General features: G+C 52.3%; 15 protein-coding genes. 7 read left to right on the top strand and 8 right to left on the bottom strand.

The window, feature by feature from the left end; genetic code table 11:
- Window positions 1-22 precede the first annotated feature (22 nt).
- The 5 genes from BUB13_RS14625 to BUB13_RS14605 all read right to left on the bottom strand — a co-directional run bounded on the left by BUB13_RS14625 (window position 23) and on the right by BUB13_RS14605 (window position 4531).
- Window positions 23-919: a ComEC/Rec2 family competence protein gene (locus tag BUB13_RS14625; RefSeq protein ID WP_072909519.1), complete on the bottom strand. Its 897-nt coding sequence runs from the start codon at window positions 917-919 to the stop codon at window positions 23-25.
- A gap of 61 nt (window positions 920-980) precedes the next feature.
- Window positions 981-1556, bottom strand: a complete 576-nt coding sequence (locus tag BUB13_RS14620; RefSeq protein WP_072909518.1) for a PqiC family protein — start codon at window positions 1554-1556, stop codon at window positions 981-983.
- The gene (locus tag BUB13_RS14615) at window positions 1553-2608 is read right to left on the bottom strand and encodes an MlaD family protein (RefSeq protein WP_072909517.1); all 1056 of its coding nucleotides are present in this window, start codon (window positions 2606-2608) and stop codon (window positions 1553-1555) included. Before BUB13_RS14615 ends, BUB13_RS14620 begins: the two co-directional genes overlap by 4 nt.
- Before the next feature lie 32 nt (window positions 2609-2640).
- Window positions 2641-3390, bottom strand: a complete 750-nt coding sequence (locus BUB13_RS14610; protein ID WP_072909516.1) for an ABC transporter ATP-binding protein — start codon at window positions 3388-3390, stop codon at window positions 2641-2643.
- A 1-nt stretch (window position 3391) separates the two neighbouring features.
- Window positions 3392-4531 (bottom strand): ABC transporter permease, encoded by a 1140-nt coding sequence (locus tag BUB13_RS14605; RefSeq protein WP_072909515.1) that lies wholly within the window; start codon window positions 4529-4531, stop codon window positions 3392-3394.
- A gap of 149 nt (window positions 4532-4680) precedes the next feature.
- Here BUB13_RS14605 and BUB13_RS14600 point away from each other — a divergent pair, with 149 nt between their 5' ends.
- The gene (locus BUB13_RS14600; RefSeq protein ID WP_072909514.1) at window positions 4681-5283 is read left to right on the top strand and encodes a DUF924 family protein; all 603 of its coding nucleotides are present in this window, start codon (window positions 4681-4683) and stop codon (window positions 5281-5283) included.
- A 12-nt stretch (window positions 5284-5295) separates the two neighbouring features.
- On the opposite strand, the gene BUB13_RS14595 is transcribed toward BUB13_RS14600, so the two are convergent.
- From BUB13_RS14595 to BUB13_RS14585, 3 genes are all read right to left on the bottom strand, one after another.
- Window positions 5296-6828 (bottom strand): sensor domain-containing diguanylate cyclase, encoded by a 1533-nt coding sequence (locus BUB13_RS14595; RefSeq protein ID WP_072909513.1) that lies wholly within the window; start codon window positions 6826-6828, stop codon window positions 5296-5298.
- An 85-nt stretch (window positions 6829-6913) separates the two neighbouring features.
- A complete protein-coding gene (locus BUB13_RS14590; protein WP_072909512.1) occupies window positions 6914-7705 on the bottom strand; it encodes a hypothetical protein in 792 nt (263 codons plus the stop codon).
- A gap of 8 nt (window positions 7706-7713) precedes the next feature.
- Window positions 7714-8886, bottom strand: a complete 1173-nt coding sequence (locus BUB13_RS14585) for a cyclic di-GMP-binding domain-containing protein, MshE-related (RefSeq protein ID WP_072909511.1) — start codon at window positions 8884-8886, stop codon at window positions 7714-7716.
- 228 nt (window positions 8887-9114) lie between these two features.
- Between BUB13_RS14585 and BUB13_RS14580 the strand changes: the two genes are divergently transcribed.
- From BUB13_RS14580 to BUB13_RS14555, 6 genes are all read left to right on the top strand, one after another.
- A complete protein-coding gene (locus tag BUB13_RS14580) occupies window positions 9115-10356 on the top strand; it encodes a NupC/NupG family nucleoside CNT transporter (protein WP_208610180.1) in 1242 nt (413 codons plus the stop codon).
- Between the two features lie 35 nt (window positions 10357-10391).
- Entirely contained in the window at window positions 10392-11315 is a 924-nt protein-coding gene (locus tag BUB13_RS14575; RefSeq protein WP_072909509.1) for a homocysteine S-methyltransferase family protein, read from the top strand.
- Window positions 11312-13741: a methionine synthase gene (locus BUB13_RS14570; RefSeq protein WP_072909508.1), complete on the top strand. Its 2430-nt coding sequence runs from the start codon at window positions 11312-11314 to the stop codon at window positions 13739-13741. The genes BUB13_RS14575 and BUB13_RS14570 overlap by 4 nt, the downstream gene beginning before the upstream one ends.
- A gap of 14 nt (window positions 13742-13755) precedes the next feature.
- The gene (locus BUB13_RS14565; protein WP_072909507.1) at window positions 13756-13914 is read left to right on the top strand and encodes a rubredoxin; all 159 of its coding nucleotides are present in this window, start codon (window positions 13756-13758) and stop codon (window positions 13912-13914) included.
- A 76-nt stretch (window positions 13915-13990) separates the two neighbouring features.
- Window positions 13991-14659, top strand: a complete 669-nt coding sequence (locus tag BUB13_RS14560; RefSeq protein WP_072909506.1) for a hypothetical protein — start codon at window positions 13991-13993, stop codon at window positions 14657-14659.
- A gap of 98 nt (window positions 14660-14757) precedes the next feature.
- A partial coding sequence (locus tag BUB13_RS14555) for a helix-turn-helix domain-containing protein (RefSeq protein ID WP_072909505.1) occupies window positions 14758-15032 on the top strand: 275 nt, incomplete at its 3' end.

Raw genomic sequence — 15032 nt, 5'->3', positions numbered from 1 at the left:
GGTCGGCCGGGGCGTAGGTATTTTAAGGTATGAAAATCTGAAAGTGACGGCCGTCAGTTTTTAAAACCAAGTTGCCATCTGTCACTGTCGAATAAATGGCTTTGGAGCCATTGCTGAGCGCAGCTAAAGGTTTTTCCCTGGCGTTGTCTTTTTGTCCAGTGCTTACAATGACAGCTTTTGGCTTGAGCGTTTCGAACAACTGGTCAGTTACTGCTGATGCCAAACTGCTGTTGCTGCCTATCTTGACGACATCTGCGTTCAGTTGTGGCGTGGAGTAGCGATCAAGGGTATCGATTTCTGTTACGGTTGATATGTCGCTTGTAAGGATGGCTGTGAAATCGCCATAGCTGATCATTACTCCCATGCTCTGCGTATTTTGGTCAGAACGGCCCAAAATGGAGGAAGCTGTCAGAAAAGAGAGCCGTACATCTCCGCAAGAAATTTCTGAAGTTGGAATTTCATAAGTACTGATCTCATTCCCTTGCAGAAAATGTTTGTGGTTTTCGTCAATCTCTTTGAGCCATTTGCTGAATTTTATACCTCTGTATTCAGCTTCTGAACCAGCAAGGTAGACATTTTTAACAGGCACCTTGTCGAGGGCTCTTGTTACGAGATTGTATTTGCTGGCGTCCGGGCGAGTTATGATGAGAGCCTCAAGGGGTTTTCCCGCTATGCCTCCCTGCTTGAGGAGATAGTAGCGAAGCTTCCCTCCCGGAAACCCCGAGCTGGAGCCGGCATCTATAAGGATTGAGTTGCCGTCAGGACAATTGATTAAAGTTGCGTCGCCCTGGCCGACATCCATGAAATGGATTGTCAGGTTGTTGCCAGCTTCAGGTAAAGGAGAGATGTTAGCCGGCTCGCTGAAACAGATGGTAGGGGCAGTTAACATTGCAAAAAGATATCCCAGCATTCTTGACATGCAGGTTTGCTCCTTAACACTTATATCCGTCGAGAGGTCAGAGATGCTTTGCGACCAATTCTCAAAGGTTTGCAGCCAATTCATGACTGAAGTTTGCTAATGCAGAACTCAGTTGTTTGACCATTTCCCCGTAGTTTTTGCCGATTTCTGTCTGACTCAGGAAATGGCCTCTAGTTTTTTTACCGTTTGTTGACAAAGAAATAATATCCCAGCGGATATCGACGTTAAGCTGCTTCCCTAAAGTTGCATCGAACCTATTGATTGTCAAAAGGATTTGGTAGCCGGGTTTACTGTTCAGGTTCCAGGGGGCAAGTTGGATTTCCGCATTGCCGAGGCGACGGTGAAGGTTTTCCTGCAGCGTGCGTTGAAAATTTTCCGACAGCGGCTCTGCCCAGCGATCGAGTGGTGCTGTGATAATAGCGTTGTCTGCACCTCGGGTGATGATTTGCAGACGATCCAGGTAGCCGGGAAATTCGATCGGACCGAGTTTGATATTTAGCGGTTCAGAGCCTGTTGCGACAACAGGTTCCGCCAAGGGTTCAAGCAGGTAGTAGCGGGTCGGTTGGGTGTCGCTGCCAAGTTGAATGCACCCTTGGCACAGCAGCAGGGTGAGAATGGCGATGATCTCTTTTTTCATTTTTTCTCTCCTGTGCTACGGCCACGCAGCAGAATTTGCGGATCATGCTCCAGCTCATTTGCCAGGTAGCGGACAGAGCGGGCCGTGCGTGACAGTTCCTGCAGTGTTTGGCTCAATTGTTGTTGCAGCTGTGAATCTGCAGAGGTCATTTGCTCGATACTCTGCATGGCCTGCTCGGTTTGTTGGGACGCAGCAGCGAACGCCTGCATGGTTTGTTCAGTTTTTTTCGACGCTGCTGCGAAAGCTTGCAGGGTATCACTGAGTTCGCTGCTTGCCGGGCCGAGTTTGTCGTCGATATTGCTCAGTGTTTTCTGAGTCTGCTGCATCGTAGCCGAAAGCTCCGCGGTGATTCCTGAAAGATCTTTTTTCATTTCCTCCAGCAGCTCGTTCATGTTGGTTGCCAATTCATCGAACTTGGCCAGTCCACTGTGCAGGCTGGGGGAGGTGACAAGTCGCTCGAAGCCGTCTGCAGAGCGGATCAGCTTGTCTGCCAGTTCACGTAGTGGCAAGTCTTCAAATGTCTTCGTCAGCTCACCGAGACTGGAACTGATGGTCGGTAGGGGCGGGTATTCTGACGGGTAATCGACATTGTAGACAGGTTCATCCGGGTACATGTCGAAATTGACATAGAGGCGACCAGTCACCAGGCTGTCGAGCTGTAACTGCCCGCGCAGGCCTTTCTCGACCAGTCGATCGATCGGGTTGCCACCTTTTAACGTTGCTTTCATGGCATCGATAAATCCCTGCTCGCTACCTTCGGCCTTGATTCGTGAAGGCTCAATCTCAATGATGACCGGGATGTGAAACTCAAGATCTGATGGCCGCAGCCGGACGTTGATGTCCTTGACCTGGCCAATTTTTACCCCGCGAAAACGGACCGGGGAGCCGACGGTGAGACCTTTGACCGAACTGTCGAAGTGAAGGACGTACATTTCGGTTTCAGAAACCAGGCCACCGGGGCCGAAAAAGATCAAACCGGCCATGCCGAGCAGGATGGCGCCGACGACAAAACTGCCGATAACGCGTGGATCTATTCGTTTGCGTCGTTGCATAAAACCCTCTATTGCTGATCGCTAAAAAGCGTTTATGTCGTTCGGGTCAAAAATTTTCTGACCCGTGGATCTGTCGATGTTTCCAGCAGCTCTTTCGGTGCACCGCTGGCGATACTTGTTTTTGCATCGGGATCGAGGAAAATCGAATTGTCACCAACGGTGAAAATGCTCGCCAGTTCATGGGTGACGATGACGACTGTTGCACCGAGGCTGTCACGCAGTTGCAGAATCAGGTCATCCAGCAGGCGCGAACTGATCGGGTCGAGGCCGGCAGATGGTTCATCAAAAAACAGGATGTCCGGGTCAAGGGCGATTGCCCGCGCCAGCCCGGCCCGTTTCTGCATGCCCCCGCTGATCTCGGAAGGGTAATAATCTTCAAAACCGGCCAGGCCAACCAACGCCAGTTTGTAGGAGATGACTTCGCTGATCTGCTTATTCGAAAGAGTCGTGTATTCTTTCAACGGAACCTCAAGATTTTCCGCCAATGTCATGGAACTCCAGAGCGCTCCGCCCTGGTAAAGGACACCACAGCGGCTGATCAACTGGTTGCGTTCCTCCTGGCTTGCTTGCCAGAGATCCGTTCCGTCGAGCAGAATCTGCCCCTCGTACGGAGTCATCAGGCCGATCAGGTGGCGCAGCAGGGTGCTTTTGCCGCAACCGCTGCCGCCCATAATGACGAAAATTTCCCCGCGCTTTACGGTGAAGTTGAGATTTTCCTGAATCACAGCATCACCATAGGCCATGGTCAGGTTGCGGATATCGAGATGCGCTTGCGTTGCCATATCAATACCCCAGAATCTGGCAAATTATTGTAACGATGGCATCGGCAACGACGATCAGTACAATCGACGTGACAACAGCGTTGGTTGCGGCAAAGCCGACCGCTGATGCGCTGCGACCACATTGCATGCCACGGAAACAGCCAGAGGTCGCGACGATAACACCGAAGATCGCTGCCTTGATCAGGCCGATCAGGAAATGCTTCAGTGCAACTGAAGACTGCAGTTGCTGGTAATACTCGAAAAAGGAGATATCAAGCATTAAGGCACTGACGATAGCTCCTCCAAAAATTCCCATGAAATCGGCATAAATGCATAGCAGCGGCATCATCAGGCAGAGCGCCATCAGGCGGGGTAAAACAAGAAATTCGATTGGCGAGATGCCCATGGTTTTGAGCGCGTCGATCTCTTCGTTGACCTGCATGGTGCCGAGCTGGGCAGCGTAGGCGGCACCGGTTCGACCGGCCATGATAATCGCTGTCATCATCGCCCCCATCTCCCGCGCCATTCCCAGTCCAACCAGGTCCGCAATGAAAATCTGCGCGCCGAACAGGCGCAGCTGTACCGCTCCGACGAAAGCGAGGATCAGACCGACAAGTGTGCTGATCAGGGTGATGATTGCCAGTGCCGATGGGCCGGCACCTTCGATCTGGTAGAACAGGTCGGAAGTCCGAAAACGTGCTTTGCCGCGCAGCATGTTGCCGACGGCATAAACGGTTTCACCGAGAAATGAGAGTAAGTCTTCCCAGTTGCGGTGCATTTCAATGGTGACGTTGCCGATCCGCGTCAAAACCGGCAAGCCGAGGACAGCCCGTCGGGCACCTTTTCGTTCCGGTACTCGGGTCGCCAGATCCAGTAACTTTTGTGCGCCGACCGGGAGCTGCGATGTGTCGACAGCTATTTTGTGCTGGCGGCAGGTGTCGAGCAGTGCCAGCAGGAAAGTCATCAGGCCGCTGTCCCATTTGCCGAGCTGCTCGCAGTTGATCTGCAATGTAGAATTTTTTTGCTGTCGGCTTAAGTCCGCAAACAGCGGCTCCGATTGCGGTATGCCGGCATCGAAGCACCAGTCACCGCAAAGAGAAAGAACAGCGGTCGAGTTACCGCTGTCAAGCTGATATTTGACATCCTGGGTTGGCTGAGGCATCTGGAACCTTTGGAGTTTGTTACAGTTTATGCCTGAAAGGTTAGCATGCGTTTGGCACTCTAGCCAGTGGATTAACAAACTGATCAGTGGGAAAAGCCGTTTTTAGCGTTAGACTGTTAGGCAGCTGTGAGAAGAGAGGGGAGGTGACGATGGAAGTTGCTGAAGAGATTCTGCATTTCTGGTTTGGAAACAGTAAAGACGATCTTCACGTTGTGCAGCAACAGGGAAAATTGTGGTTCGGTAAGGATGCAAAAATCGACCGGGACATCGAGAAAAGATTCAGTCACGTTCTGGCACAAGCAGCTGCGTCCGGAGTTCTGGCCGGCAAATCGGCCGAAGAGAGGTGCTTCCTGGCAACGATTCTGCTGTTCGATCAGTTCCCGCGCAATATTTTTCGCAACCAGGCACAGGCCTTTGCTTACGATCACTTGGCGTTGAAGTTGGCAGAAGAGCTGCTGGAAAGGGGGCTGGTCGAAAAATTGCGACCAGTGGAAAAGGTTTTCGTTTATCTGCCGCTCGAGCATAGCGAAGACAACAAGCGGCAGCAACGATCAGTAGAGCTGTTTGCTGCCTTGCTGGATGAAGTGCCGGATCGATGGAGATCGGTGTTTGCCGGTTTTTACGATTATGCCCTGAGACATCAGGAGATTATCACTCGCTTTGGCCGCTACCCTCATCGCAACGCGATCCTCGGCAGGGAATCGACTCAGGAAGAACTTGAATTCCTGCAGCAGCCGAACTCTTCTTTCTAGAGCGATTCAGTTTTAATCGGTCGCATTGACGATTGTCACGCGGTTGCGCCCGTTGCGTTTCGATTCGTAAAGGGCTCGATCGGCCGCGTCGATTAAGTCCTGTTTGTCCAGATTGGTTTGTTCAGGGACGATCGATGTGCCGCCGACACTGATCGTCACCTGGATCTGTTGATTATCTGCCAGCGTGGTTACCCCCTCAACGCAACGGCGCAGACGTTCGCTGAAGACACGCATCCCTGCCTTGTTGGTTTCAGGCAGAATCACGGCGAATTCTTCTCCACCGTAGCGGGCGACAATGTCGCTCGGGCGCACCGCACCTTCTACAACCCGGGCCAGATTCATCAGGACAAGATCACCTGCCGGGTGGCCGAAACTGTCGTTGACGTCCTTGAAAAAGTCGATGTCGAACATAATCAGGGAGAGCGATGACTGATAGCGCTGTGCCCGGGCCATCTCTTTGTCGAGGATCTCCTGAAAGTAGCGGTGATTGTAGAGCCCGGTCAGCCCATCTCGGGAGACGAGCTCTTTCAGTCGAGAGTTAGCATCGCGCAATTCACTTGCCAGCGATTCGGCTTTTTCCTTTGCATCTTTGAGCTCCATCACCAACTGCTCATAAGAAAGATTCAGCTTGCCAAGCTCAGCGTTGGCTTCCTGCAGCATCTGCGAGTAGGGTTTCAAATCACCGGGGTCAATTTCAAAAGTTTTTAGAATCCTGATGCTTTTGGTTGCGACATCATCGAGCAATTCACGGATAGCATCCTCGTCAAGATTGAATGTTTCCGACATTTTATTTTGCAGATCGCGGACTTTTTCCCCTGAGTCCGACTCCGTATAGATGGATGACAGCAAGTCGGCAAACCAAAGGATCTGTGTGGTTTGTCGATGCTGTTCAGGCGCTTCGCTCGCAAGGTGATGATAGCGAATAGGTTCCGCTATTTTGTCCGGCAGGCCCCAGTCACAGACGAGAGTGAAGCCAAGTTGCTGGTGGTCAAAACCGAATTTCTGCTTTTCGAGCTCGGTGAGTGAGGCTACCATTCTTTTTCGCTCGTGTAGCAAGGCAGTGTATTCATCGCCTTTGCTCAGGTACATCACCAGTACACCGATGTCATGCAGCAGGCCGGTTACGAAGATATCCTCATTATTTGCATTGAGAAGCTTTGCAAGCAACTCTGCGGCAACGGCAGAAGTGACAGAGCGTTTCCAGAAATATTCAAAATCGAAGCTGGACGCTTTGTCGCCCCGTAGCTCCGCGGCAATGACAAATGAAAGCGCGATGTTTTTGATCAGGTTGGTGCCGAGGACGGAAAGAGCACGCTCTATGCTGGTAACCTCGTTGGGTAACGCATAGAAACCGGAATTGGCGATGCTCAGCATCTTCCCTGTCAGTGCTGGGTCGGCAGTAATAATCCGGGCCAGTTCGTGCAGGGAAGTATCCTGCTTTTGCACGGCATTAAGAATTTGCACTGCGACAGCCGGTGGCGATGGAAGGTTTATCTGCTCTTCGATCATTTCTCTGATCTTTAGTGCCATATCAGTATTATTCATTTCAGTTTTCTATGGGGAAGAAGATTTGTGATGTCTAATTATAGAGCAGGTACTTGGAAATGAAAGCAAAAAAAACGATCAAACGCTAATGTCCGCCACGTTTTTTTAATTCCTTCTTTACTAACTGCTTTTGCTGCGGGTTAAGTCGCTGCCCAGCCGCCAATTGTTTAAGCACAGGCAGGGACAGTTTGGGAAGCCAGAGAGTGAACCAGACTGCCGGGGTGCGTGAATTTTTCAGGATTGCCAGCTGCAGGTTAGGGCGGTTTTTCCAGCGACTGTGACGCGCGATCATGGAAATGATATCAGCTGTTGCCCGTGAGCTGTTCAACAGTTGGAAGATTGCCGCTTCTTTAACCCGTGGGCTCCCCAGGCAGGCTTCGGTCAGGCTGGGATTCGCTTCCTTCAGCAGTTCAGCGACGATCGGTGCAGAGGCTCTGCGTGCCAGAGTCATTTTATTGCCGAGGGGTGTCGTCGGCAGGCGTTGCAGGATATTTCTTTCTGCAGCAACTTTGCGATCAATGGAGGCGCCCGGTAAAAAGCAGAAATCGACTAATTCGAACAGGCGTAAGTAGGGTAGCAACGTTCTGAAGGTGATATCGCTACAGGCGTTGCACTTGACCAGGGCCAGCAATAGCCGATGGCTGAGAGATTTTTTGTGCCGCTTGTAAATTCTGTCACAGATCTGTTCGTTCAGATCACGTCTTTTTAGCAGCGCGAGTAAGTGGTCTTCGTGACAGGATCGATTCTTCAGTGCCGCTGAGACAATTCTTAAGTCACTATGAAGGACAGTCTGAAACAGTTCTTCTTCACTTGCCGTGAGAGCCTGTTGTAGCAGTTCAGCCAGTTGGTGATCAATATGATCCGGGTTTGTTGCCATTGTCTTTATCAGGTTGCCAGAATCTTGTTCTTGAGAATCAGCATGGAAAAGGCCATTTCAGTTTTCCTTGCCGCGTTGATCAAGAGGTGAAAATTCTTTTCCAGTTGCTCAAGGCTGTCCTGAACGTAAAGAATGCTGACCAGGCGTTCTCTGACCATCAGCGGAAGAGCCAGGGCAGTTTGTGGTGGACTGCATGAGAAGTGGCTCAGCAGGCTTCTGTTATGAGGGAGATCCCCGACAATGCCAATGTAGTGACCTTGGTTGACGACCACCTGATTGAAAATCGAAGCTTCCCGCAATGGGATCTGAAGCTGCGCCAAGGTTGACAGTTCCTGATTTTGATGTCGTCCAAGCCAGCCAGTCGCCAGGTTGTCGCGTACCAGCATTAAAGCACAGCCCTGAAATTTCTCAGCAAGGAACTCGATCAGAGCGTTGCCGATTTCATTGCGCTCGTTGGCCGCGACCAGGCGATGATTGAAATCAGGCTGGTTTTTGTTCTGTTGACTGCTTGGCAGGCTGAAGTACGTTTCGTCATCAGGAGCGGGGCCGCCAAGGTCTTCAAAGTTGTCATCTCCAAGCAGCGGCCAGGCCTCCTCGTCAGAATTTGTGTTTGTTGACACAGCTTCTTTTTTCAAGCTCTGGGATCTTTTTATTTTTTCTTCTGCTTTGCTGCGTACCTTAAGCTGAAGAGCCAGGTTTTCGTAGCGTGGGGTCAGATTCTGGCCATAGTGTTTGTGGAGCGCCAACATCAGGCGGAACTCTGGTACCGCCAGGGGGACGAGGATATGTCCAAGCTGGAACGAGAGTTCGTCGATGGTTTTCAGGTCTGAAGTATCGCTTATAGCGATATAAAGCTTGCCCTTGTCTTTATGGTAGGGGACGATCTGGTACTGCAGGGCGAGTTTCCGCGGAACCAGTTTGATGACATTGCTTTGCACGTTCATCAATGCTTCCGGCTTGATGTAGTGCAGCTTCAACTGCTGGCTGAGGATTCTTGCAAGCTCATCTTCCCCAACCAGCCCGAGTTCAATCAGGCTGGTGCCGAGACGGCCGCCATAGATGCATTGATTCTCGATCGCTTCTTCGAGCTGTTCAGCTGAAATTGTTCCTTTGGATAGCAGGTAATCTCCCAGTCGCTTTTGCAGCTGTCTTTCGCGAACACGATGTTCAGATTGGCTCATAATCCCCTCTTTTCATTTGATACTGGCAACATCTGTTTCGAATGAGGCAGTGGAAAGACCGTTCACTCATTGTGGCAGATCATGTAAGCCTATCAAAAAATATCTTTGGTTGGAACATAAGTCTTATTATTTTACCCGTTTACATCACTTCCTTGTGCTGGACAGAAAACCTGCATCTGCGTAAAGTGGTGCCTGTTTTTCTTTCCATGACCTGATGATGGAGTACTGATGGCGTATCGAGGTGTTCTTGGTGTTCTCCTGCTGCTCCTGCTGGCCTGGCTTGCCAGTGAACAGCGGCGCAAAGTCAACTGGCGGCTGGTGGTGACGGGAGTCGTGCTGCAGTTTCTGGTGGCAGCATTGCTACTGAAATTTCCGCCGATCAAGGATCTGTTCCTGTTGCTGAACACGTTGACTCTCGCGCTGGAAAAAGCCACGACAGAAGGGACCAGTATGGTGTTTGGCTTTCTCGGCGGTGGGAACCTGCCTTTCGCCGAAACGGCTCCGGGGGCATCCTTTGTTTTTGCTTTTCGTGCTTTACCGATCATACTGGTGGTCAGTGCGTTATCGTCATTGCTGTTTTACTGGCGGATCCTCCCTTTGCTGGTGAAAGGCTGCTCGTTGCTGTTGGAAAAGAGCCTGCAGGTTGGTGGAGCGGTCGGTATTTCCGCGGCGGCCAACATCTTCGTCGGCATGGTTGAAGCGCCTTTGCTGGTCCGCCCCTACCTGAAGAAGATGTCGCGGGGCGAGCTGTTTGCGCTGATGGTCTGTGGTATGAGCACGATCGCCGGCACAGTTCTGGTGCTGTACGCCAGCATCCTGCGCGAGACCCTGCCCGATTCCCTGGGCCATATTTTGACGGCATCGATCATCAGCGCACCTGCTGCGCTCGTTATCGCCGGGGTGATGGTGCCGCATGTCGGAGAAGCAACCGTCGGCCGTGAGATGGAGCGAAGCGAAGCGACAGGTGCGATGGATGCGATCACCCGGGGAACCGCGGATGGTATCAAGCTGTTGCTGAATGTTATCGCCATGCTGATCGTCTTGCTGGCGATGGTCAGCTTCTGTAACCAGCTGCTAGGACTGTTGCCCGACGTGGCTGGTGAACCACTGACGTTGCAAAGGGTTCTGGGTGTTGTTGCTGCCCCGGTTGTCTGGCTGCTTGGCGTCCCCTGGGATGAAGCCTTTGTCGCCGGGAGCCTGCTCGGCACCAAGACCATCCTCAATGAATTCGTCGCTTACCTGCAGCTGGTCGCAACTCCCGTTGAGCAACTCGGCGAACGCAGTCGATTGATCATGGTGTATGCTTTGTGTGGCTTCGCCAATTTCGGTAGTCTCGGCATCATGATCGGTGGACTGGGGGCCATGGCTCCTGATCGGAGAGATGAAATTATTTCGCTGGGAATGAAATCAATTGTTGCCGGAGTTTTTGCGACCTGTATGACAGGCGCAGTTGTCGGCTTAATATATTGATAAAAGACAGGCTGTTAAGACAGAAAGGTTGATAAATGACTTTAACTGAAAATGAACTACTGATCTTCGATGGAGCCTGTGGCACTAACCTGCAGTTGATGGACATTCCCCTGCAGGCCTGGGACGGTTGCGAAGGCTGCAACGAGGTACTGAACATAACCGCGCCCGAGATTATTGTGGAACTGCACAAGAGCATGTACGATGCTGGAGCGATGGTGGTCGAAACCGATACCTTCGGTGCCAGCAGTGTTGTGCTGGGCGAGTACGGTTTGCAAGGTAAGGTCAAAGAGATCAACCAGCGTGCGGTAGAAAATGCCCGCAAAGCGGCGGGGGACCAGTCCGGTCGTTACGTCGCCGGTTCCATCGGACCTGGTACCAAGTTGCCCTCGCTCGGACATATCAACGTCGACGAATTGGCGGATTCAACCCGTCAACAGGCTGATGCTCTGCTTGAAGCGGGCGTTGACTGCCTGATTGTCGAAACCTGCCAGGACCTGTTACAGACCAAAACAGCGCTGATCAGTGTGTTTGAAGTGCTTGAGTCGGCAAAAATGGAGCTGCCGGTGCTGGCCTCGGTGACTATCGAGCAGCAGGGCACCATGCTGGTCGGTTCCGATATCGGAGCCGTGCTGGCAACACTGGAGCCGTACCCGCTTTTCTCTCTCGGCCTCAACTGCGCTACCGGTCCGCAGGATATGCGCTCCCACATCCACTATCTTAGTCAGCACTGGCCGCAGAGAATTTCCTGTATCCCGAACCAGGGATTGCCGGAGGTGGTCGATGGGCAGACGGTCTATCCGATGACGCCGGACGAGTTTGCCGAGCAGATGTATCAATTCGTCACCGAGCAGGGCGTCAGCGTGGTCGGTGGCTGTTGCGGGACCAGCCCGGCGCACATTAAAGCGTTGGCAGAAAAGCTGGTCGGTATTAAGCCGTTGCAGCGGGAGGTGAGCCGATGAAAGTCTCTGTCTCCAGTCTTTACCAGGCCGTCGAACTGAACCAGGAAATTCCTCCGCTGCTGATCGGTGAGCGTTGCAACCCGAATGGCTCGAAAGCCTTCCGCGAAGCGTTGCTGGCCGAGGACTGGGATAGTTGCCTGAAAATGGCTCTCGATCAGGAAGCACGGGGTGCACAGGTGCTCGATCTTTGCGTCGCTTATGCCGGACGTGACGAACTGAGCGACATGAACACGCTGGTCAAACTGTTCGCCGGTTCCTGTAAAGCACCGCTGATGCTCGACTCAACCAGCCCGGAAACGCTGTCAGCGGTGCTGCCGCTCTACCCGGGGCGGGCGATTATCAACTCGATAAATTTAGAAGACGGTGGCGCCAATCTGGACAAAATCTGTGCGCTGGCGAAAAAATACGGTGCTGCCGTGGTCGCGTTGACGATCACCGAAGAGGGTATGGCGCTGACCTGTGAAAAGAAGGTCGCCGCAGCGAAGGAAATTTATCGCCTGGCAGTCGAAAAGCATGGTTTGCGCGCGCAGGACATCCTTTTCGATCTGCTGACCTTCACTGTCGGTTCCGGCGACGAAAAAATGCGCGATGCCGCGATTCAGACCCTCGATGCCATCAAGCAGGTTAAAAAAGAGTTGCCCGGCGTCGGCTTTACTCTCGGCGTCAGCAACATCAGTTTCGGTCTGCGCCCGGCCGCACGCAAGGTGTTGAATTCTGTGTTTCTGCACGAAGCGGTCGCTGCGGGTCTGAATACGGCGATTGTCGATGCGGCCAAAGTGTTGCCTTATGTCGCGATCAGTGATGAAGATCGGCAGCTTTGTCTCGATCTGCTTTTCAACCGCAGCGACGATGCGCTGATGAATTTCATCGAGCATTTCGAACAGGCGGTTGAAGAAAGCGACGAAGAAGAGAGCGATACGTTGCTGGAGGAACAGCTGCGACAAAAGGTTTTGAAGGGTGATAAAGAGGGGCTGGAAGATCTGTTGACCGAGTTGCGTGGTCGCTGGCAGCCGCTCGATATCATCAACGGTCTGCTGGTGCCGGCGATGCGTGAGGTTGGTGAGCTGTTCGGTCGCGGCGAGTTGCTGCTGCCGTTCGTATTGCAGTCGGCTGAAGTAATGAAACAGTCGGTCAACCTGCTCGAACCATACATGGAAAAACTCTCTGATGAAGGGCGAACCAGTATTCTGCTCGCGACGGTTGCCGGGGATGTGCATGATATCGGCAAAAACCTGGTCGATATCATCCTCTCCAATAATGGTTACAAGGTGCATAATATCGGCATCAAGGTTCCGGCGGAAGAAATTATCGCCAAGGCGAAAGAGTTGCAGGTTGATGTCGTCGGTCTTTCCGGTTTGCTGGTCAAATCGGCGCTGCTGATGAAAGAGAATATGCTGCAGTTTCAGGCTGCCGGACTGACCCAGCCGGTGCTGCTCGGTGGCGCGGCGCTGACACCGAAGTTCGTCGCCGAGGATTGTGTCCCCGGCTATGAAAATCAAGTGGTCTACTGTGCAGATGCTTTTGCCGGGTTGAAAGCGATCCGGGACTTTGAATCGGGATCGCTCCAATCGACCCGTTGGGAATCAGCGGCTGTTGCGGCAAATAAACCGGGACCACAGCAGGAAGGGATTGATCGTTCACAGATTCCCCCGAGCGTTCCTTTTTTAGGCGAGAAAATTATCGAAGACCTGCCGGCAGAGCCGTTGTTCAACTATCTCAATCAGGCGGCCCTGTTCCGTGGCCGCTGGGGCTATCGGCGTGGGAAAATGTCGAAAGAGGAATATGCCGAGCTCACGGATAAGACGGTACTGCCGCTGTACGCCCGTTTGAAAGATCAGGCCCTGAGCGAGAACTGGCTGCAGCCGAAAGTCGCTTACGGGTATTTTGACTGCTGCAGCGAGGGTGACAGCCTGCTGGTACACTCCACGAGTGGTGAAAAACGATTCGACTTCCCACGCCAGCCTGCTCCACCGCACCTCTGTATTGCCGACTATTTCCGCAGTGCGGAAGAGGGCGGTGACAAGGTCGGCTTTTTCGTCGTCACCATTGGTGATCGCTTGGCGGAAATGACCAGCGAACTGTACGCATCGGACAGCTATCACGATTACCTGATGCTGCATGGGCTGGGGGTTGAATTAACGGACGGCCTGGCTGAGTACTGGCACGAACAGATGCGCATTGAAATGGGGCTTCAGCAACAGGCTCAGGCCGATGTCGCAGCTTATGTGGCTCAGGGATACCAAGGGTCGCGTTACGGGTTCGGTTACCCCGCCTGTCCCGATCTGGAAGCGCACCTGCCGCTGTTTGAACTGGTCAAGGCGCAGCAGATCGGCGTCGGATTGACCGAATCTTTCGAGATGGTGCCGGAGATGAGCACTTCTGCAATTGTCGTTCATCATCCACAAGCCAAGTATTTTGCCGTTTAAGTAAAGGATCAGCGATGCGTTACATCTGTACCTGCTGTGGCTACACGTACGACCCCGCCAAGGGGGATGAAATGAACCAGGTCGCGCCGGGCGTCGAGTTTGACGATCTGCCGGATAGCTGGGTCTGCCCATTGTGCTATGCGACTAAAGATCAGTTTGATCCACTTGACTGAAGTTGACTTAGGTCAAAGCGTAACGGGAAACTTCTGCTAAGTTGAGAGGAAATCAATCCTTCTGAAGAGGTGACCCGTGCGCAAACTGACTGTCTTGTTTTTCATAGTTTTTGTTCTGCTGGCCCATAGTGCGGTTGCAGAAGAATCGACCATCAACTGTCACTGTTTTACTGATCGGACTTTCGACCATCAGAATCCGGAAAAAGTGGTGCCGTACCTGCTTGCGACCACGCAGAATTCCTTTCTTGCCGTTGCATTTAACGCGCAAAAATTTCGTCTGGTCAAAGATCTGATGAGTGGAGTGCCGTCCGAACAGCTTTGGATCAGCCATTATGTCGCCGCTCGTTCCGGGCTCGATACGAAATCCGTGATGACCATGCGACAAATCAAAGGCAGTTGGCGTGGGGCACTGAAGGAAGCCGGGTTGTTGGAGGAACAGCTGTCGTCTGCAATCGGCGCAGCCCTCGAAAAAGCTGACGATGAGCAGCTTGCGACCGCCGTGGTGGATGAAGCATTACTCTACCTGATGCGTGTTGACAGTGAACAGCTGACAACGGTTCGCCAGGCCGGAGCCGACAACCGAGAAGCGATCCTCTGTTTCTTTTTAGCGAAAAGAACAGGAGAGCCAGCTCCGGAGATTTATCGATCGGTTAAAGACAAACAGACGAACTGGGGAACACTGGCGTTTATCAATAATGTGCAGATTGGGGAAATGGAGCAGGAGCTCAAAGCAATTCTAAACTGATCCTTTGCTCGTAAATTAAAAGAGGGCACATCTTCCGATGCGCCCTCTTTTAATAGCATGTCCCGTCCTGAAATAAGTTTACACCTTGGAGGCTTATGATGGACAAGTCAGACAGACAGCGAAAGAGACGTACTCAGCGTGATTACACCATGGGCTTTAAGTTGAAGGTGGTTGATGCCGTAGAAAAAGGCGACATGAGCTACAAGCAAGCTCAGAAGATCTATGGCATTCAGGGGCGTTCAACCGTGCTAACATGGTTGAGAAAGCATGGAAAGATGGACTGGACCCAGCCTGTGAGGCACGTTATGCCCCAATCACCCAAAGACAAAGAGACTCCCGCCCAGAAAATCAAGCGACTTGAGCGCGAACTTGC

This window comes from Malonomonas rubra DSM 5091 (genome assembly GCF_900142125.1).
Lineage (GTDB): Bacteria > Desulfobacterota > Desulfuromonadia > Desulfuromonadales > Geopsychrobacteraceae > Malonomonas > Malonomonas rubra.
The sequence above is the reverse complement of the archived record's forward strand: the minus strand, read 5'-3'. Positions and strand labels throughout refer to the sequence as shown.

What these genes read in the sequence shown, in the direction of transcription:
- BUB13_RS14625 (WP_072909519.1), bottom strand. Translation starts at nt 919, where the DNA reads ATGTCAAGAATGCTGGGATATCTTTTTGCAATGTTAACTGCCCCTACC.
- BUB13_RS14620 (WP_072909518.1), bottom strand. Translation starts at nt 1,556, where the DNA reads ATGAAAAAAGAGATCATCGCCATTCTCACCCTGCTGCTGTGCCAAGGG.
- BUB13_RS14615 (WP_072909517.1), bottom strand. Translation starts at nt 2,608, where the DNA reads ATGCAACGACGCAAACGAATAGATCCACGCGTTATCGGCAGTTTTGTC.
- BUB13_RS14610 (WP_072909516.1), bottom strand. Translation starts at nt 3,390, where the DNA reads ATGGCAACGCAAGCGCATCTCGATATCCGCAACCTGACCATGGCCTAT.
- BUB13_RS14605 (WP_072909515.1), bottom strand. Translation starts at nt 4,531, where the DNA reads ATGCCTCAGCCAACCCAGGATGTCAAATATCAGCTTGACAGCGGTAAC.
- BUB13_RS14600 (WP_072909514.1), top strand. Translation starts at nt 4,681, where the DNA reads ATGGAAGTTGCTGAAGAGATTCTGCATTTCTGGTTTGGAAACAGTAAA.
- BUB13_RS14595 (WP_072909513.1), bottom strand. Translation starts at nt 6,828, where the DNA reads ATGAATAATACTGATATGGCACTAAAGATCAGAGAAATGATCGAAGAG.
- BUB13_RS14590 (WP_072909512.1), bottom strand. Translation starts at nt 7,705, where the DNA reads ATGGCAACAAACCCGGATCATATTGATCACCAACTGGCTGAACTGCTA.
- BUB13_RS14585 (WP_072909511.1), bottom strand. Translation starts at nt 8,886, where the DNA reads ATGAGCCAATCTGAACATCGTGTTCGCGAAAGACAGCTGCAAAAGCGA.
- BUB13_RS14580 (WP_208610180.1), top strand. Translation starts at nt 9,115, where the DNA reads ATGGCGTATCGAGGTGTTCTTGGTGTTCTCCTGCTGCTCCTGCTGGCC.
- BUB13_RS14575 (WP_072909509.1), top strand. Translation starts at nt 10,392, where the DNA reads ATGACTTTAACTGAAAATGAACTACTGATCTTCGATGGAGCCTGTGGC.
- BUB13_RS14570 (WP_072909508.1), top strand. Translation starts at nt 11,312, where the DNA reads ATGAAAGTCTCTGTCTCCAGTCTTTACCAGGCCGTCGAACTGAACCAG.
- BUB13_RS14565 (WP_072909507.1), top strand. Translation starts at nt 13,756, where the DNA reads ATGCGTTACATCTGTACCTGCTGTGGCTACACGTACGACCCCGCCAAG.